Raw genomic sequence first — 18,686 nt, 5'->3', positions numbered from 1 at the left:
GCAACGTTACATAGAGTAAGGGGTGATTTTTGGCTGCAACCCATTGAATCATCATAGTGAATCCAAGTACAATTGTAGCAGTATCGATCAAACTGGGCAGGGCAAACGTGCTACGCCGGATCAGCGGGTAGTCATAAAATCCAACCGGATGATACACTAGAGGTATTACAGAAAGGAATAGCATCTATGCCCGAACAGATAGACGCAATAGGGCGAGAGGCAATCGAATATTTTACCCTCAAACATGCCGCTCGCGAAAGTGCTTTGCCAAAATCGCGCGCAACTATTCGCTTGTGTGCTAACAGCATCAGGGCTACCCATCGCCATGAGGCAGCCGCCGCCGAGAAACTTCTTGCTCAGGCAGCAGCACTAATCGCAGAAATGGAACAAGACCTGCAGAGCCATCGTGATATTTATTTCGCAGGTTTCGTCCAGGATGCGCAAAAGGAATATGCGGAGGCATGCACCTTTGCGGCCCTTACCCAGCATCGTCCCCTGCCCACACCAAAAGAGCTCTCTATCGGCTATGCCGCCTATCTCAACGGTATCGCGGAAGCCATTGGAGAGCTACGACGCTACGTTTTAGACCAACTCCGACATAGCAACATTGAGAGTTGTGAAATATTTCTCAACTACATGGATGATATCTATGCCGTTCTCATCACGGTGGATTTTCCAGATGCCATCACCGGTGGTCTAAGGCGTACTACAGACTCGGCACGCGGAATTCTAGAAAAGACACGCGGCGATCTCACAGCCGCAGCCATTCAATTGCAGTTGCAACGATCCATGCGCGAACTCCAGGAGGGTTTACAACAACATCTGCCAGTCGATCAATAAAGAATAGGAGTCGTACGTAGAAAAAAGTCCGCTTCCTTGACTTTGTATCCTGACAACAGTAAGCTGACAGATGCTTATCATAAAAGCATATAGACGCAACCCTTGCATCTATAACATATATCATCCATGAGGAGTGCCTGCCCATATACAGGCACAAACTCTTATAAAGACACGCATCATATTGATGTATACAAGCACTCATACTGTAGACGCATAAATGCACTCATAAAATATTAGTTGATCGCTACGCCAAGAGGGGAGCGTATGGAAAACACAGAAAAAAAAGTCACTGAGCAGAATATCGTTTCAGACCTCGAGCCGAAGGACGACGCATCATCTAAGTCAGCACAGGCTATCCAGGTGGTAGATGCCGATCCCGAAACGGATGAGGCAACACAGACCGAAGATGAGCAATCTGTATTAGAGGATGAGCAGTTCGAGGAAGAGGAGAGCGCCACGATTCCAGAGGTCGTGGCTGAAAAATCTCAGCTCAAAAAGAAACCAGCAGCCCAGATCGTAACGGCTGATAAAGTACAGGCCGAAGAGGTTCCAACCATCCCGATCGGTTCTATACAGACTATCAGCACGCTTGAACCAGAAGTTTCGGTACATTCCGTTGCTTCGATGAGAGCCATTAGCATGCCTGCCCCATTGGTGGTTCAACCCTCAGAATATCGCCGCGGTATTACCGAGTGGCTAGAAATCTGGCGCGATGGCATTCGGCTTAACTACTTGCCGCTATCTCTGATGCCGATTCTTCTGGGCACAGCACTGGCCTGGACGCAGAGCATTACGCCAGCGACCCCATTCGGGCACCTGGATATCGTTCACTTCGTGCTGGCTCTGATTGCCGCGGCCATCTTACAAATTGGGCCAACCTCATCAACGATTATTATGATCATCAGCGCGGTATTGACGCCAGCAATGCCCTTGGCCCGGGAGGACTCATTCAACAGGGGCTCATCAAACCAACACGCATATTGACGATTGGCCTGGCAGTGCTAGCCATCGGGTCCGTGTTAGGGCTTATCACCTCCCTGGCAGGGGGTCCAATTGTCTGCTTGTTCGGTTTGATTATGGTGCTCTGTGCTTATTTCTTCAGTGCAACCAGGAGATCACTCTCCAGTCTGGGATTGGGAGAACTGGTAGGCTTTATCGTGTTTGGCCTCTTGCCAGTCATGGGAGCCTATATGATCCAGACAGGTGGCCACCTGGCGGCGACAGCCTTCAATTATAGCCTGCCCCTCGGCTTCCTGGCCGCTGGCACCATCTATGCTAATAATATGCGTGACATCGAGGGTGATAGTCATGTTGGCAAGAAAACCCTGGTAACCATACTTGGACTGCACTGGAGCCGCATCGGCTATATCGTCCTGATGGTACTGGCCTACCTGATAGTGCTGCTGCTAGGAGTTCCACATGGCCATCCTCACTATGTACTGTTGGCCCTCTGGACACTACCGACGCTTGCCGTCGCCATCAGTGGCGTGCTACGCACAGAGATTTCTGCTGGCTTCCACGACGTCATGCGCCAGAGCATGAAAATCTTCATCAGCTTCACCATCTTGCTCATCATCGGCTTGATCATCTCGGCCCTTATACCAGTGCTGCCAAAACTACCAGAGCATCTCCTGACGTTACCATAGAGGAATACGGCACACCTGTATATAGAGATTATAGAGAGATAAAAAGTTAGCCCCTCCAATCAGAGGGGCTAACTTTTTATCTCTCTATACATAATTCTCACTACAAATTTTCGTAGTTAGGAAAAGGGAACATAAACCGTTATACATAGTACCGATGAATATAGTGCATACAGATGTATATATTCACCTCAATTGCGAGGATGCACATATAAAATATAAAATATATCTTTCTTTATGCGCTAATATTCTCTTTTGAATGTTATATCTAATATATTCAGGGAGATACTGTACGATGTGGAATGGCTCCGTTATTTCACTCCAGATCGCCCCGGGTGAAGGCCAACCCTTGATCAATATCGAGCAGGCACATGCAGTTCCTGGTCGTGGTATCGAGGGAGATCGCTATTATCTGGGCACTGGCCATTTTTCAAAAATGGGCAAAGCTAGCTATGAAATAACCCTCATCGAAAGTGAAACGCTAGCAGCGTTAAAAAGGGACTATGGTTATGAACTCACACCATTGACTGCCCGCCGGAATATCGTCACCGTAGGCGTACCGCTCAACCACCTGGTCTGGAAAACATTCCAGGTTGGGGAGGTCACACTGCTGGGTCGCCGTCTATGCGAACCCTGCTTTCACCTGGTTCAGCTCACCCATCATACGGCCCTCAGCGGTCTCATTCATCGCGGAGGACTGCGCGCACAAATCTTGGCGGAAGGCTTCATAAGACCAGGAGATTCGATCCACTTATCAAACAACCAGGACCTCGCCCAGGCGTTCAAAGCTGAACAGGCGGCCAGAGAGATGCTCGAACCAGCCATCTAATCCCAATATCTTGATTGTGCAAAAAGCGGCCCGAGGAGCCAGCAGACTCTCTCGGTCCGCTTTTTGCTTGCCTCCTCCTACGCTGACGCCTGAACATAGCAGTCGAAACTATAAAGTGCTATACTAACAGTAATAAAGTAACCTGGGAGAGAGCTAAGCCAGTTTTCGCTTTGACTCTCCCTTTCTTATGCTTACTTACTGTTAGAAAGGATCTGTGGAGTGCTTATCGACAGCCACACACATGTAGATACTGATCGCTTTCAAGGTGATCGAGAAGCAGTAATTCAAGCGGCAATCGCGGGCGGGGTCACACGCATGGTGGATCCAGGCTGCGATCTGGTTTCCAGCCAGGCCGCTCTCGCGTTGGCTAAAGCCCATCCGGGTGTTATTTTTGCGGGCGTGGGAGTGCATCCGCACGAGGCCACGACCTACACACCTGAAGTAGAGGCTCAGCTACGCGAAATGGCTCGTGAACCTGAGGTAGTGGCCATCGGTGAGTTCGGACTCGATTACTTTCGCATGCTCTCGCCACGCGACATTCAACGTAGCGTCTTCTGTGCCCACTTACAGCTTGCCCGCGAGTGTAATCTTCCCTGCATTATCCATGTACGCGATTCCCATGAAGATGTGATGGAGCTATTGCGTGCCCATGGACAGGGATTACGGGGAGTATTCCACTGTTTCTCGGGAGATGTCGCTCAAGCAAAGGAATGCCTGGAATTTGAAGGTTTCATGCTCTCATTTGCCGGTCCACTCACAAAGCAAGGCAATGCCCTTCCAGAAGTTGCCCGCATGGCCCCACTTGACCGCATCCTGGTCGAAACGGATAGCCCATACCTGGTCCCTAAGCCGCTAAAAGCCAGGCGAAACGAGCCACTCTTTGTGAAACATACCGCAGAAAAACTGGCGGAGCTACGCGGCATGACCCTGGAAGAGATTGCCCAGGTTACTACAGCAAATGCTGTTCGTCTGTTCGGCCTAGGAGAAAAGCATGAAACTATTTAATACCCTTACTCAATCACTACAAGACTTCAAACCAATCAATGAAACGGTAACGATCTATGTATGTGGTGTAACACCTTATGATACCACGCACCTGGGTCATGCCTTTACATATGTCACCTTTGATACACTGATCCGCTATTTAGAATATAAAGGCTACCCCGTTAAGTATGTTCAGAATGTAACTGATGTTGATGATGATGTTATCCGCAAAGCGGGCGAGCTAGGTATGGCCTGGGATGAACTGGGCAATCGCGAGATTGAACGCTTCCTGGGTGATATGGATTCACTGCATGTGCGCCGACCAGATGTCTATGCGCGCGCAACCGATGAGATCGGGCGTATCATTGAACTGGCACGCACATTAGTCGAGCGCGGACTGGCCTACGAGAGTGAAGGATGTGTCTTCTATAGCGTGCGCCAGGACCCAGAGTTTGGCAAAATGGCCCGCGCGGTTGGACTCAACGATTATCAATCGATGCTGGCCATCGCCAACGAACGCGGAAATTTCCCTGACGACAAACGCAAACGCGATCCACTGGACTTCGTGCTGTGGCAGGCACAGGCACCCGGCGAGCCCGCCTGGAAGAGTCCCTGGGGGCCGGGCCGACCTGGCTGGCATATTGAATGTAGCAGCATGGCCATGCATTATCTGGGAGAGCAGGTCGATATTCATGGCGGTGGCGCAGACCTGACCTTCCCTCATCACACCTGCGAGATCGCCCAGTCAGAACACTACAGCGGTAAGGCCCCCTTCGTGAATACCTGGATGCATGTCGGCATGGTCTATCAGGACGGAGAGAAGATGAGCAAATCCCTGGGCAACCTGACCCTGGTCAGAAACCTGCTCAAGGAATATAGCGCTGATACCATTCGGATTACACTGATAAGCCATCATTATCGCTATCCATGGGAATGCTTCCCAGATGATCTCAAAATCGCTGCGGATATCGCGCATCTTTTCACCCAGGTACGCGAACTGGTTGGCCAGGAACTGGATGGAGAAGATACGATGCTCCATAATCGTTTTATTGCTGCCATGGATAATGATCTGAATACGGCAGATGCCATCCTGCTCCTCAAACATGCAGCCCAGGATGCCCTGAAAGAGAAGAATCGCCAGCTTGGCTCTGAAGTGCTGCGCCTTACCAAGGTTTTGGGTCTGACAGCTTAGCTGTCCGCGGAGTGCCTGCGGCACTCAACAATTTACTTGAATAATGCCCAAAGTGCGCTCTGCGCACTTTGGGCATTATTCAAGTAAAGGGGGACGCGTCTGCGCACTTTGGGCATTATTCAAGCAAGGGGCGACGCGTCTGCGCATTGAGTTTGTTTGCGCTCGGGAGCTCACGCTCCCGAGCGCAAACAAACTCAAGCAAGCTTTTTGCCGCGCAAAAAGCTTGCTTCAACACCTTATCCCCGAAAGAAAGCTGCAAAATCGTTCATTGTTTAGAAATGGGCCAGAATTAGAGACTTATACCATACGTTTTAGAGGGTCACCCATATAGTATTGTAATGCACTATACTTATATAAAGTACCTGTATGGACCCACGGTCTCATTTGCGCATGGGGGAACAATGTATACATTCGAAGACGATCACGAGACATCTTCACGTTATAAGCGCACTATGTATGATGCCTCAAAGCAGGCACAGGCTGATGAACAGGAGCCGGCAACACAGCATATACCCGACGGTGGAAGAAGTACAATTACGTTGCCAGACGATCCAACGCTGGAGGATCTGCCCACCCAACCCCGTCAGGAGGCTACCGTTCCAGTACAAAAATCGACGCCTGCCGCCACGGCAGCGATTATCGTCGCCTGCATCGGTGTCTTTCTGACCGCCCTGGATCAAACAGTGGTGGTGACAGCCTTGCCGCAGGTGATTACAGATCTAAATATTCCATTGACCCAATTGGATCACGCGGCCTGGATCATCAGTGCCTATCTACTAGGCTTCGTGGTCGCCATGCCACTAATGGGACGTGTCTCCGACATCTATGGCGCAGGCGCATCTTTCTCTTGTGTTTGGCCATCTTTGGCATTGGTTCTATATTTTGTGGTATCGCCCCCATTCTGGGCAAAAATATATCCCTGCAATTCCTGGCCACGCTGCATATTGATATTTCCTCGCCAGGGCTGATCTGGTTGATTATGGCGCGTGTGCTGCAGGCAATTGGAGGCGGAGCGATTGTGCCGGTGGCGATGGCGATCGCCAGTGATGTCTATGCCTGCATAGGCCACCATGCGCGCGCTGGCCCTGGGCATTATCGGGCCGTTACCGAGGCTGGCGGGGCGATCGGACCCCTCTATGGAGCCTTGATCGTTGAGCACCTGGGATGGCAATATATCTTTTATCTCAATGTGCCACTGGTCATCGCCCTCTTTGTGGCCGCCTGGTTTTGTATTCCGCGCGGCACCAAATTGCCTGAAAGCATTGACTGGCTGGGAGCAATCTTTCTCGCGCTGGCCCTGACCTGCCTGAGTCTGGGGCTAGCCCAGCAGGGAACCTCATTGGGACCAGCCGCCGCTAATGCCACGACGCCACAGAATAATCCACTCTCGCTGGTGCTGGCCCTGGTATTCCTGTTAGCCTTTATCCTGGTTGAACGTAAGGTCAGCTGGCCCGTGGTAGACTTGCAGCTCTTCAAACGCTTTCCCTTCAGCGCTGCCGCCCTGGTCAGTCTGCTGGTGGGGGCCGCGCTGATCATAGCCATGACCAATATCCCAATATTTGTCGATACGGTCCTGCAAAGCTCGGTACTGGATAGTGGGCTGGCCCTCTTGCGGCTAACGGTCATGATCCCCATTGGTGCCTTACTTGGTGGCTGGCTGAGCCATCGCATTACCTGTCGCGTAACCGCCATCATAGGGCTACTTTTTACAGCCACCGGCTTTTATCTGATGAGCCACTGGCCAGCACATGTCGACTGGACGCAAATGACTATGGTACCGTCACGGCTGGCTTTGGCTTTGGGCTGGTGATTGCGCCGATCGGCACCACCGCTATCAATGCGGTACGCAGCACGCAGGTTGGTATGAGCTCATCGATCGTTACCGCGCTCAGAATGGTGGGCATGATTCTCGGCCTGGCCGCCTTAACTTCATGGGCCCTGGCCTATTTCCGCCAACTCTCCCTGGCCTATCCAGCCTCGCAGCAGGCCAGCAGCGGCAATTCACTCACGGGCTACGCCAACTACCTGATAGAGGCCGCGCATACCGTCTACTGTACCGTCTTCTTTATCTCAGCCATTCTTTGCCTGATCGCAATCATCCCGGCCCTCTTCCTCTGGGGTCGGACAGCACCAGCAGCGGCCAGTATGGCGGCACTGGCAGACATCACCGAACCGGCAACGGTTGCGCCAGCGATCACCATAGGGCAGCGAACGCCAGTACCTAAGCGCAATATCGTCACTGTTATCCTGGTCGTCATGCTCATCATAAGCGGCAGCCTGGCCACCTATCTGCTGGGCACCAGTCTCACGGGAAAAGGCACACTGACAGATGGCACCGGGGCGGGCACGGCACGGAAAATCGATCTCTCTCTCAACCAGAGCGCGCTCACCTCCGTTTTCGCCAACCAGCTCGGCCAGCAGCAAAAGTTCCTCAAGGACCTGAAGGTCACGCCAGTCAAGAACGATGGCTTGCTGATCAATTTCAACCTGCAGATAGATCTGGCTGGCATCCATCGCACTCTGCCTGTTGAATTGGAGAGCAAAATGTACCTGGATAAAAAACAGAATATGCAGTTGACGGTGCAGCATGTCAGGCGCGATGGAATCGATGCTGGACCAGCTACCGCACAAACAATGCAAACTGCCTTGAATCAGCTACTGATTGCAGAGGTAATGCCAGCTATTCACCAACAGCTTAAAGAGGTCAAAATTGTCGCCATCCATACCAGCAAACGCATCATTTGTAGCAAAGGTGCTATTACATTCGTCTTACAGATAGAGGCAACAACAATTCAAGGGATTCCGGCGCAATCGCTCCCATCTCCAATCTGTTTTAATGACACGCTTAATTTTAAAAACATACTGCATAAATAGCTCACTCGCGCCGCTTGCGGCGCAAGCCTGAGTTGGGCGGAGTGTGGTAGAAAGGAGCCGTGGCTCCTCCCTACCACACTCTGGATGTTCGAAAACTTCGATACCGTTGGCAAACCCGTTAGTAGAGTACAGATTGAGCTTGTTCTTTACAGCATCGCGAGCTTGCAAAACAGGTTTGCCAACGGTATCAAACTTCGGGATGACTCATGAGAAATATTAAAGAAGATAGCATATCTAGCATTAATTAACTCAAATATTTGCGACAAAAAGAAGTTATGAAGATAGGGGATAGAGATGAAACGACGCTATACACGCGCCATACAGTTTAGCTGGGTGTTGCTGATAGCATTGTTATTGATTGGAATGGCAACGCCTGTAGATGCCTCAACATTAAAGGTACAGCAAACGCAAGCTGCCAGTATGCTTAATACCCGGGTCTATCTTACCCAGGATGTACTCAGGCAACGCTTTCAGGACAGTATCAATCAGCAGGTACCACAGCTTACCACCAGCACCATCAATGGGATTGCGCATAACGCTCCCGGAGGGGATCAAGGCTGGATAGGACAGCTAGCACACGCTCTGATCCAGCCCTCAGCCACCCTGACCGATCTCACACCCCAATCCAATGGCTTCAATACAGGAATTAAACTCAGCCTCTATCCCGGTGATCCAAAACCCACCAACTCACACATGCTGGTCACCTTTAGCATCTTAAATGACTCAACCGTCCAGGTCAGCGGCCAAGCGCTGCCCGGAAGCACAGCGTTGATGACCGGTCCGCTCACAACCCTGCACGTTCCAATGGGTAAGATCACCAGCGTGCAGACCACCACCAACTGTGGAGCATCCAACCTGGTGATGGGATTGCAAATTCCGCTGAACGGTGCTCAGCAGGCGCAGGGAAGCGTAAATGGACCATACCAGGCACGCGTGGATCAGGCAGAACAGACACTGGCTCCTTTAAGCCTGACCACTATGAGCCCGGCAAGCAACACAACAACCGCCCAAACGGTCGCAACGTATGTTGAGGTCCCTTTTAGCTCCCTCACCACAATTGCTACAGGCATAGATAGCCTGCCGCTTAACAGCGGTATGGTAGCCAAAAATATTCAGCTCAGCACACAAAACGGCAAACTGATCGTCACAGCAGATATTATCAGCCTGGTCTTTGGGACGCCGATGCTCAAACTGGGGACCGCCACCACGATCATCGAGCCCCAGGTAGCGAACGGCACACTACAGCTCCACGTTGACAAGACCACGCTCAACGTGCTCATTTTTACCTTCCCCGCCGACAACTATAATCAGCAGATACAGCAAACGCTCAATACTAAAATCAGCTCGGCCCTGAGCAGCAGTCTCACGCTGACGTCAGCCAGCATGGGACCCAATGCCGAGGTCAGTTGCGCGGCTCCCGATAGCCTGTTGCTGGCCGGTACAACCACCATCAACTAGCAAAAAATAAATAAATAAAGGGTGAGTGAGAGGCACATGTTGGTTTCTCACTCACTCTTTACCTAACGCAAATCATACAACGGCTGGCCAGTCTTCGCTACAATAATCGAGAGCAGAGCTTGCATCTGCTGCTCATAGACCTGATAGCCCATCACTGGCCGCGCCATTGCCAGCTCATACCAACGCGGAGGTCGCAACCATTGCCAGCATAAAATATCTTTTTCGCTGGAAAGCTCGAAAAATGTGGGTGCATGAGTATGCCTACTCACGAATAGAGGATTACCATTTCTTTCTATGCTTACCGAATCAATGGCAAATAAACGCACTTCATTCCAGGGCATCAATTGTTGTCGAAATGGACCTTTCTTCAGCAAGCCATTCTCGGTAGCAATGAGCTGAATTTTGGCATAACTCCTGATCATAAAAGCAAATAGAACAGCAATAAAAATAAAACCAATGCCGAGTATATAAAAATCATTATTATATATGTATATATTATGCCATACTACATATTCTATCAGACAATAAGACAAGAATAAAAAGATAACAAAGGATACTAAACAGCACATAAGTTTAACATAATGGAGCCAATTCATATTCTGATCAATAATAAAGGGTACATGAAAAGCCGGACTGTTCGACTGAGGCAGAGAGGTTGCAAGGTGAGTCGTGGCGGGGGTAAAATGCTGACGCCTACTCTCCAGGCGCCGCAAACATATATAACGCCTCAAAAACAACAAAAACAAGAGAAGATACGTCAGGTTCAAAAAAAATTGAGGTAAAATTACAAGGCTAAAGCCTTCAAAATCATGCCAGAGTTTCCCTGAAACAGCAAAATTGAAAACCGATAAACATAGCATAAATGCAACTAAACCCACAGGTAACAATAGCGTCTTCATATTATCATTTCTTGCAATGGGGTGAGAAACCTGTGGCGCGTTAATTGCAGATGCCTTCGAGAACATATATCCTCCAACAGTTAATGAAAATATCGTTAATCAACCCATATATTATTTCGAACCTATATAGTAATACGCAGCATTACTATAAAAAAATTCGCATCTTCTACAATTCTATCAAGATATTTGTTTTTTCTTCGATCAGGTGCTATCTAATTTGAGAATTTACGGCAGGCGAAATAATTCAACGTCGGACATCCATAATCTATAGTGAAGGATATGAAAAAGCATTAAGGGTAAAAATTATACGAAAAACAAAGGACCCTTATCCTCTTTCGAAGAGGACAAGGGTCCTGGTTGAAGATGCTAGTAGCTAGACTTCAGCATCTTCGATATAGATTTTACTGCTGGCCTTGAGCGCATCGGGAGAGCGCCGGCTCAGCACGGCAATGACAATGAGACCGATCACTAACCAGACGCCTACGATAGGTCCAGCCAGGTTTAAGGGAGCCGCTGGCAAGGGCGAGAACTGGAAGTAAAGCACGAATAAGAGAATAATAAATGGGATACCCGGGACGACAATATGTCGTAACACATTAAACTCTTCGCGGTGCTTACGCAAGTAGAAAAAAGGAACCGACACACAGGTAGCCAGGTATACCAGGATGATCGGCAGGGTCAATACGGTACCCAGGAAGGCAAAGCCAGTCGTGGGACCATAGGCAAAACCCGGCCAGAGCGAGAAGATGACGGCCACAATCATCGCAAAAATGATCGCAACATCCGGTACACTAGATTTATTCAAGTGGGCCAGGATCGGCGGTAAGGACCTGGTACGGCCCATGGCATAGAGCATACGCGAAGCGGCATTCACGCCAGCATTGGCATTACCCAGAGCACTATTCAAAATCGCCAGGATCACAATGATATGGAATGGACCCCAGACGCGCGTCGCCATCGTCCCCCAGGGATCAGAATCAGCACCATACGTGCCAATTTTAGCAGGTCCCCAGCCCACAACACCTGCATATGAGCAAAAGACATAAAAGATGCCGATACTGAGAGCAGCCAGGAAGATGGCACGTGGCACCGTACGGCGAGGATTCTTAGCCTCTTCAGCCAGTGGAGCCGATGACTCAAAACCAGCAAAGGCCAGCAGCACAAAGATCATGCCAAAGAACACGCCCTGCCAACCTCCTAGCCCAGACTGCAAACTAGAAGCAGGATTAAATACCGCCAGGGTATTATTGTTCGAGGTAGCAATCAGCCAGATCGATAAGAGTGTAAACACAACAATCTCGATCACACCGAGCACAATACCTGTATCGGCAGAGAGCTTAATGCCAAAGAAGGTCAAGGCAAAAACAATCACGGCAAAAATCACAGCCCAAACACCCCAACCCAGACTGAGATGAAAGGTGCTGCTCACAAAAGAATCAGCAACAGGTCCTAACACCAATAACTGAAATGGCACGATCAACAGATAAGCCAGATCAAACATCCATCCAGTCAACCAGCCAACATGAAAACCAATTGATTCACTTACATACGTAAAATAGCCGCCAGCCGACGGTAGATGCCTGGCTAACGAACCGATACTCAACGCAATAAAGCAACACACAACAAGGGCGATAATAACAGCAAGGGGAAGCGCGCTACCCGTGAACGGAATGGCAGCACCAAGGCTAAACGAGACAGCTGAGGCGGGTGCCATCGTAGTGATGGACTGAAACAAAACACCAGGCAAACCGATGGTGTTCGCGCGTAACTGGCCCTGTTCAGGCGGGGAAGAAGTTTCAACAGACATAATAGCTCCTTCTCACAGAACAAAAAATGACATTGACAAAGGAAAATGCGGTTCCAGCGCACTGAGGAAAAAGTATAGATAATGACCTGCTTGATCATCATATATACTTTTCGATACGCGTATAAAACATTTACCTTATGTATAAGCCCCTTTCTATAGTAAAATGATATAGCGCATTGATTAGAATGAATACAACAATACGACTATAGCGCATTATTACTATAGTGAATGAATACAACGTACCGTCATTGGTTGCTGTTGATCTGTTAGGACTAAGGGGAGATAGCTCAAGCATACAATAATTTAGCGCTGCAATCAAGCGGCAATAAAAAAAGTCAGAGCTTTTTAAATTCCCTCTTTGGCGTCTGCGGCGCCGGGTTGGGAGGGTGTAGTGTGTGTGGTGAGCGGCCGCAGACGCCCATCACACACACTACACCTCTGAAAGAATGTCCATCGTATCGCTTGCTCATGATCTCTGGACGAACAGTAAAAAGCGGGGCTATATAATAGTCTTCATTTGCCACATGGCGGCGACAAATGAAGACAGTTGCGTTGTGAAACAGATAGTATTGACTAAGAATTTTTGGAGAAAATACTCAGTGGTAAGAAAGCACCGACCAGCCAGTTTGGCATATCTACAACTTCGCACAACTTCAAATCTACCGCAACACTACAGAGCATATAGGCATCTTCGCGTGATAGTTGATAGGTGCGCTGTAGATGGTCAATCATATGTCGAACAGCGCTACGGGTAGCCTCAACCAGGTCAGGGCCAATACCATCGGTCGCATAGTAAGGAGCGGTATTAGTACGAGGAGTCAGAGGGCCACTGGTCAAAAACTGGGGCTGGGGCAGTTGCAAATCTTTGCGCACCGTCAGGCGCACAGTTGCATGCATCGGAGCCTCGATCGCAGTACCACAGACCTCACCATCGCCTTGAGCGGCATGTCCATCCCCCATAGAATAGAGGGCACCAGGAGCCTCGATCGGCAAATAGAGGTGGGCACCTTTGGTTAGATGCTTGGTATCCATATTGCCACCATGACGGTAGGGAGGGATAGTCGAAAGAGCACCAGGTGCTCCCGGAGCCAGACCAATCTCACCGCAGAAAGGTGCCATCGGAATACGAATGCCGGGCGCAAATTCGGCCCAGCCATCAGCCCCGCCTTCAATCTTCCAGATCTTCAGTGCCGGCTCAGCAAATTCATCGGCCAGCAGACCAAAGCCAGGGATAATCGCAGTCCAGCCCCAATCAGCAGGCTGTAGATCCACAATTTCAACCTCCAGCGTATCCCCTGGTTCAGCACCCTCAACGTAGATCGGACCATTGACCTGATCAACACGCGAGAAATCCAGCTGCTTAATCGCCTCAACAGTACTCTCAGGACCAATCTGACCACCAGCTGAATCCAGCAGATCGAACTCTACTATTTCGCCCGATTGAATAGTGCCAATAGGAGCAATACTGTTATCCCAGGCCAGATGCCACTGATTGCGATGCACATGGATAGTGCGTCCAGAATTGTGCGTATGCGTCATAATGCTTATGTCGATCCTTTCTGCGCGATCCCTGCCGTTTTATTCCAATGCATATATACCCATTGCTTGCCTGCAAGCGTACCCGATTCTCAACAAAAAGGCAAGCTTAGATATATGGATATGAAATATATCTGTGCAAGAGGAAGGCTACATATTAACGCCGACTCAAATCGTACAACGCCAGGCCAGTTCTAGCGCGCACCAGAGCAAACAACTGCCACATCTGCTGATCAAAGATCTGCGCTTTATCAGGATGCCCAAAGCCGCCAACCATCACAGCGCGATAGCCAGCCCAATTCCAATTCACAATAGTATGCCGGCCCGCCAGTTCAAACTGATATAGATCGGGGCGGCTCAAAGGATTGACCCGGCGATCGATAGCAAAGAGCCGTATATCTCGCCAGGCCAGGAAGCGCTTACCAACCAGTAGACGCTGCATCGTCACACCATCATCCGCCACCGTAAGCGTAATACAATCCCGACCATAATAACGCCAGAAGTAAAAGATGCCTAAGCCAACGATCAGCAAGCCAAATACTAATAGTAGAACAAGATTCAAAATAAAGGTTGATGTCGTCGACATCGTGCTAGCTGTATTTAAAGTTGTGGAAAGAACGGAGAAAGCAACTATAATTAAAACAATAAGTATTACCAAATAGCGCACTAAAAAAGTAGTGAGAGAGGGTCGATAGGTAATGGTCCATGGCAAAGGAGGACCTTGAAAAGCCGGCCATGCCTGATCGGGAGCCAGCAATGAATTGTCGCCACGGGCCGCCCGCTGGCGCTTACGCTCAAAACGCAACCAGTAGAAGAGGCGAAATAACGCCCACCCGATAACAGCTAGAAAGATCAGGCTAAAGAACACGGTGATAAAGATCAAGATCTGCCAGGTTGTTGGGTCAGCTCCCATGGTAGTAAAATCATAAAATAGTATGGGGATAGGCCAGGTCACGGCTAGCAGCACAATCAACAACAAACCCAGGCGCGCAAGAACCAGATAGATATACGAATATCGCTTTACCAGACGTCCACTGTCTGGAGGCAGACCAGCGTTAAAACGATCCGACATCAAAAACCTCAGATACTAATAATGCCAATAATATAGGTAGAAACAGCTTCATCCATATATATAAACGCAAATCTAGCCTCAAAATCACAGAAAAGCGCTAAAACAGCCTGCTTCTTATTTTGCCTATTTACAGTGGTTCAGGGACATTGTATTGTCAGATAACAACCGCTATGCAAATGGATCTGAGCAGCACAAGGAGCAAAAAAATAGATACCATCATCGATATCACGCCATTAAATAATGCTATGGAAGCGATACTCACCGATATACCCACACCTAATATTGATCCAGAGATTCCAATGCCACTATCCCTCATCAAACCAGCCTATCATGCCACCGTTCATGATATGCCAACCAACGAACGACCACGCGAGCGCCTGCAAAAGAATGGGGCCGAGACGCTCACCACCGCCGAACTGCTGGCCATCATCCTGCGCACCGGCACACAACGCGAGAACGTTATTGAAGTCGCCACCAAATTGATTACCAAGTATGGTGGTTTAGCAGGGCTGGTAAGCGCTGATTTTCATGAGCTCAGTGCAGAGCATGGCCTTGGTCCCGCAAAATCAGCCCAGTTGAAAGCAGCGTTAGAGATTGGGAAACGTCTAAGCATGCTGCCAGCGGAGAAACGCTACCAGATCAAATCAGCCGATGATGCAGCGCGCCTGGTACGCCTGGAGCTCATGTATCTGGATCATGAGGAGATGCACATCCTCTTACTGGACACAAAAAACCAGGTCATCGAATGCGTCAAACGCTACAAAGGCACCGTTAACAGCTCGGTGCTACGTATCGCAGAGATCATGCGCCCCGCCATAACCCGCAACTGTCCCCGCATCATCGTCAGCCACAACCATCCCAGTGGCGACCCCACACCGTCACCTGAGGACATCGACGTTACCCAGCAGCTCGCAGCAGCAGGTAAATTACTGGATATCGAACTGCTAGACCACATCATCATCGGCAACCCACGCTATATCAGCCTGAAGGAAACCTTGAACTGGTAGCAAAAAGAGTAAAAAAAGTGAGAGTGTTTTTTGCCACTCTCACTTATATCACACAGCATACATGCCGCTTGAATTGTTAATCAATGGTTATGATGCCGAAACTATCGGGACCAAAAGGAGCTTGAGGGCTTGGCCCGCCATAACCCCGGTCAGAGTAAGCAGGACCATGATATGTAGAATCAGGTAAATCTTGCTTCCAGGCAACCTGTCCCACTTGAGGATTGATAGCAGTAAGGTGAAATCCCGCTGCATCATCGGCAAATCTATAGAACCATTGATCCCCATAGCTAATGTTGTAAGAGAATACACCAGGAGAATAGTGACCCATCAAGGGATAGCTATAGCTCCACAATATCCGGCCATCTAAAGATAGACCGTAAATATTGTATACATCTCTTACATAGATAACATTTCCTATATCTCGCGCTTGCCAGGGCAAATCAGAAGAGAACAGCCAGGACAAATTATTCTCCCACAACACCTGACCGGTTTTAGCATCCAGGACGAAGAAAGCATTGTTCGAATTTATTATATAGACACGTCCATGACTCTCCAACATGGTATTACCAAGATCACGATTATTTTGCCATAGCAGACGCTGAGCGTTGATATCATAAGCGCCAGCAACAAATGGGGTAATTCCATTTGTCATAAAGTAAGCAATCGACTGATCAACTCTTTGAATGTACATCCTTTGCTGAATTTGTGTACTATCAAATAGCAGGTGTCCATCACTTGTGCTCAAGACTTGCGTTGTATTGTAAAGCATCGTCGTGTCAATATGCGTAAATACATTATTGGCGACCAATGGATGACTCCATAATTCATGGCCATTCAGAATATTGTAGGCATGCACCTTTGCATCGATAGATGATGAATAATAAAGGGTCCCTTGCTCACCTACCAATGCTTGTACAGGGCCGGCCGTTGCTCTTGCATTATCAGTATGCCAGACCTCTGCTCCTGAAATACCATCAAGCACATGGACATTTTCATCAGATCCAATAAAGGCTAAAAGGCCACACTCAACCTGCAGCGATCGCACCGTGCTATAGTCACCAAAACTGCCACCGCCAGGCCCAGATTGGGGAGGGGCGTACTCATAAACAGGATACTGCTGGCTCCATAAGACCATGCCCTTATCGGCATCCAGAGCAAAAACACTACCTGAATAGGAACTGACATAGACTATGTTGCCAACCACCAGGGGATCAATATTAAAGTTATTTTTTACAACATCTGGTAAGATAAATGTCCAGTCAATCTGCCCACTATGACTATCTAATTTAAAAATATGATCGTACTTTCTAATATACGTGCCAGCTGAAGCCTGCTGCGTGGCCGTGCTATCAGTACAGGTCCGTGCCTGCTGGGTGGATGTGGGAGTGGCATGTACCGCTGGGCTGGTTGCCTTCGGAGTAGCAGGAACAGTCGTAGGAGTAGGAAGCGGACTGGCCACGGGATGCATTCCCTGGTAGATATTCAGGAAAAGCAACAGGCCAGCGCCAACAATTCCCAGCAGGCAGACGGCTACCAGCACCTCTACCAGGCGCCGACCCCGAGAATATGAATTTTTTTGCATTGTGCTTTGATCCCTTTTTATATAGCGAGCATTATTGGTAGGTAAAGATGTAATTTTGCCATATTCAGGTTGAGAATTATACTTTGGTAGTTGTTGAAAAAGTTTGTGTTTTACACTCTCGATCGAAGCTTTATCTGCATTTCCACTCTCATGAAAAACCAACTCGAGATATTTAGCCAGGCGCACATCATGTTCCAGATTTGAGGAAGGGAAAGCCACATCATCAAGCTGCAAGAGTTGCTCCAAACGCTCTTCGATCTCTTCTGGTCGAAACTCTTCATAATGATCTGTCATTATTTAGTACCCTCCTCAAGATGACGGTAGGTAGTGCGCAATAGATTAATGGTTCGCGATAAAAGCGACCGAATGGTTCCCTCCTTTTTCCCCAGTAGTGTAGCGATCTCCGTACAACGCAATCCATTAGCGAAGCGAAGTCGCAAAATCTCCTGCTGGTCTACGCCGAGATGCTGGACCGCACGCAATACCTGCTGATATTCCTCACGTTTCAGAGCTAAATATTCAGGTGTATGCTCATCATTGGCAAAAATAGCCTCAGCAACCAGGTCAAGGCCAATATGCTCACGCCGTGCCTTCTGACGGAAGCGATCGACCACTTTATGGTGGGCAACGCTATAGAGCCAGGAACGCTGCTTTTCAGGGCTCAAAGAAATAAAGCTAGTACTTTCAAGCGCTTGCAGAAAGGTCTCCAGCAAAAGATCTTCAGCATCCTCACGGGAAGGGCAGTAAAAACGTAAATAGGCAAACAGGGCAGTGGCATAATTTTCATATAAAGTTTGAATTACCACAGATTGGGAGAAAATATTCTCATCGTAGTATTGCTGCATTGTGCCCTCATATATATATTTCGCGATTGCATAGATAAGTTGTTATTATGTACAAAACGTTGCCGAGTTTTTCTAAATATAGAAAAATGTGAACTATTTCACAGTACCAATGGTAGAT

17 protein-coding genes are annotated in these 18,686 nt (G+C 48.9%); 11 read left to right on the top strand and 6 right to left on the bottom strand.

Annotation, left to right across the window (positions count from 1 at the left end; all coding sequences use genetic code 11):
* Positions 1-186: 186 nt before the first annotated feature.
* The 10 genes from EL645_RS13265 (at position 187) to EL645_RS13230 (ending at position 9,820) form a co-directional block, all read left to right on the top strand.
* Positions 187-840 carry a translin family protein gene (locus tag EL645_RS13265; protein ID WP_126550710.1) on the top strand — a complete coding sequence of 218 codons (654 nt, stop codon included), beginning with the start codon at positions 187-189 and terminating at the stop codon, positions 838-840.
* A gap of 264 nt (positions 841-1,104) precedes the next feature.
* Positions 1,105-1,824, top strand: coding sequence for a hypothetical protein (locus EL645_RS42590; RefSeq protein ID WP_246035353.1), 720 nt, complete (start codon positions 1,105-1,107; stop codon positions 1,822-1,824).
* The gene (locus EL645_RS13260; RefSeq protein ID WP_307720578.1) at positions 1,722-2,486 is read left to right on the top strand and encodes a prenyltransferase; all 765 of its coding nucleotides are present in this window, start codon (positions 1,722-1,724) and stop codon (positions 2,484-2,486) included. The genes EL645_RS42590 and EL645_RS13260 overlap by 103 nt, the downstream gene beginning before the upstream one ends.
* 292 nt (positions 2,487-2,778) lie before the next feature.
* Positions 2,779-3,312, top strand: coding sequence for an MOSC domain-containing protein (locus EL645_RS13255; RefSeq protein ID WP_126550707.1), 534 nt, complete (start codon positions 2,779-2,781; stop codon positions 3,310-3,312).
* 219 nt (positions 3,313-3,531) lie between these two features.
* Positions 3,532-4,317, top strand: a complete 786-nt coding sequence (locus EL645_RS13250) for a TatD family hydrolase (RefSeq protein ID WP_126550705.1) — start codon at positions 3,532-3,534, stop codon at positions 4,315-4,317.
* Positions 4,304-5,488, top strand: coding sequence for a cysteine--tRNA ligase (gene cysS, locus EL645_RS13245; protein WP_126550703.1), 1,185 nt, complete (start codon positions 4,304-4,306; stop codon positions 5,486-5,488). Before EL645_RS13250 ends, cysS begins: the two co-directional genes overlap by 14 nt.
* 401 nt (positions 5,489-5,889) lie before the next feature.
* Positions 5,890-6,456 (top strand): MFS transporter, encoded by a 567-nt coding sequence (locus EL645_RS42585; RefSeq protein ID WP_246035352.1) that lies wholly within the window; start codon positions 5,890-5,892, stop codon positions 6,454-6,456.
* On the top strand, positions 6,342-7,298 hold the full coding sequence (locus EL645_RS13240) for an MFS transporter (RefSeq protein ID WP_246035538.1): 957 nt from the start codon (positions 6,342-6,344) through the stop codon (positions 7,296-7,298). The genes EL645_RS42585 and EL645_RS13240 overlap by 115 nt, the downstream gene beginning before the upstream one ends.
* A complete protein-coding gene (locus EL645_RS13235) occupies positions 7,295-8,362 on the top strand; it encodes an MFS transporter (protein ID WP_126550698.1) in 1,068 nt (355 codons plus the stop codon). The genes EL645_RS13240 and EL645_RS13235 overlap by 4 nt, the downstream gene beginning before the upstream one ends.
* Positions 8,363-8,656: 294 nt before the next feature.
* Positions 8,657-9,820 carry a hypothetical protein gene (locus tag EL645_RS13230; protein WP_126550696.1) on the top strand — a complete coding sequence of 388 codons (1,164 nt, stop codon included), beginning with the start codon at positions 8,657-8,659 and terminating at the stop codon, positions 9,818-9,820.
* A gap of 62 nt (positions 9,821-9,882) precedes the next feature.
* Here the strand turns inward: EL645_RS13230 and EL645_RS13225 are convergent, their stop codons facing one another.
* The 4 genes from EL645_RS13225 to EL645_RS13210 form a co-directional block, all read right to left on the bottom strand.
* Positions 9,883-10,785: a hypothetical protein gene (locus EL645_RS13225; RefSeq protein ID WP_126550694.1), complete on the bottom strand. Its 903-nt coding sequence runs from the start codon at positions 10,783-10,785 to the stop codon at positions 9,883-9,885.
* 307 nt (positions 10,786-11,092) lie between these two features.
* On the bottom strand, positions 11,093-12,526 hold the full coding sequence (locus EL645_RS13220) for an APC family permease (RefSeq protein WP_126550692.1): 1,434 nt from the start codon (positions 12,524-12,526) through the stop codon (positions 11,093-11,095).
* 573 nt (positions 12,527-13,099) lie between these two features.
* Positions 13,100-14,065 carry an acetamidase/formamidase family protein gene (locus EL645_RS13215; RefSeq protein WP_126550690.1) on the bottom strand — a complete coding sequence of 322 codons (966 nt, stop codon included), beginning with the start codon at positions 14,063-14,065 and terminating at the stop codon, positions 13,100-13,102.
* Between the two features lie 154 nt (positions 14,066-14,219).
* Positions 14,220-15,134 carry a hypothetical protein gene (locus EL645_RS13210; RefSeq protein ID WP_126550688.1) on the bottom strand — a complete coding sequence of 305 codons (915 nt, stop codon included), beginning with the start codon at positions 15,132-15,134 and terminating at the stop codon, positions 14,220-14,222.
* 299 nt (positions 15,135-15,433) lie between these two features.
* On the opposite strand from EL645_RS13210, the gene radC reads away from it, so the two are divergent.
* Positions 15,434-16,141 (top strand): RadC family protein, encoded by a 708-nt coding sequence (gene radC / locus EL645_RS13205; RefSeq protein WP_126554162.1) that lies wholly within the window; start codon positions 15,434-15,436, stop codon positions 16,139-16,141.
* A gap of 76 nt (positions 16,142-16,217) precedes the next feature.
* On the opposite strand, the gene EL645_RS13200 is transcribed toward radC, so the two are convergent.
* Together EL645_RS13200 and EL645_RS13195 are read right to left on the bottom strand one after the other, a co-directional pair.
* A complete protein-coding gene (locus EL645_RS13200) occupies positions 16,218-18,017 on the bottom strand; it encodes an outer membrane protein assembly factor BamB family protein (RefSeq protein WP_126550686.1) in 1,800 nt (599 codons plus the stop codon).
* Positions 18,017-18,568 (bottom strand): RNA polymerase sigma factor, encoded by a 552-nt coding sequence (locus EL645_RS13195; RefSeq protein ID WP_126550684.1) that lies wholly within the window; start codon positions 18,566-18,568, stop codon positions 18,017-18,019. The genes EL645_RS13200 and EL645_RS13195 overlap by 1 nt, the downstream gene beginning before the upstream one ends.
* Positions 18,569-18,686 lie beyond the last annotated feature (118 nt).

It is taken from the genome of Dictyobacter kobayashii, from assembly GCF_003967555.1.
GTDB classification, from domain to species: domain Bacteria; phylum Chloroflexota; class Ktedonobacteria; order Ktedonobacterales; family Ktedonobacteraceae; genus Dictyobacter; species Dictyobacter kobayashii.
This window is presented reverse-complemented; position numbering and strand designations above follow the sequence as displayed.

Excerpts from the sequence above, each read along its gene's own strand:
- EL645_RS42590 (WP_246035353.1), top strand. The coding sequence starts at position 1,105 with ATGGAAAACACAGAAAAAAAAGTCACTGAGCAGAATATCGTTTCAGAC.
- EL645_RS13225 (WP_126550694.1), bottom strand. The coding sequence starts at position 10,785 with ATGTTCTCGAAGGCATCTGCAATTAACGCGCCACAGGTTTCTCACCCC.
- EL645_RS13230 (WP_126550696.1), top strand. The coding sequence starts at position 8,657 with ATGAAACGACGCTATACACGCGCCATACAGTTTAGCTGGGTGTTGCTG.
- EL645_RS13210 (WP_126550688.1), bottom strand. The coding sequence starts at position 15,134 with ATGTCGGATCGTTTTAACGCTGGTCTGCCTCCAGACAGTGGACGTCTG.
- EL645_RS42585 (WP_246035352.1), top strand. The coding sequence starts at position 5,890 with ATGTATACATTCGAAGACGATCACGAGACATCTTCACGTTATAAGCGC.
- EL645_RS13195 (WP_126550684.1), bottom strand. The coding sequence starts at position 18,568 with ATGCAGCAATACTACGATGAGAATATTTTCTCCCAATCTGTGGTAATT.
- EL645_RS13200 (WP_126550686.1), bottom strand. The coding sequence starts at position 18,017 with ATGACAGATCATTATGAAGAGTTTCGACCAGAAGAGATCGAAGAGCGT.
- cysS (WP_126550703.1), top strand. The coding sequence starts at position 4,304 with ATGAAACTATTTAATACCCTTACTCAATCACTACAAGACTTCAAACCA.
- EL645_RS13265 (WP_126550710.1), top strand. The coding sequence starts at position 187 with ATGCCCGAACAGATAGACGCAATAGGGCGAGAGGCAATCGAATATTTT.
- EL645_RS13215 (WP_126550690.1), bottom strand. The coding sequence starts at position 14,065 with ATGACGCATACGCACAATTCTGGACGCACTATCCATGTGCATCGCAAT.
- EL645_RS13255 (WP_126550707.1), top strand. The coding sequence starts at position 2,779 with ATGTGGAATGGCTCCGTTATTTCACTCCAGATCGCCCCGGGTGAAGGC.
- EL645_RS13220 (WP_126550692.1), bottom strand. The coding sequence starts at position 12,526 with ATGTCTGTTGAAACTTCTTCCCCGCCTGAACAGGGCCAGTTACGCGCG.
- radC (WP_126554162.1), top strand. The coding sequence starts at position 15,434 with ATGCCACTATCCCTCATCAAACCAGCCTATCATGCCACCGTTCATGAT.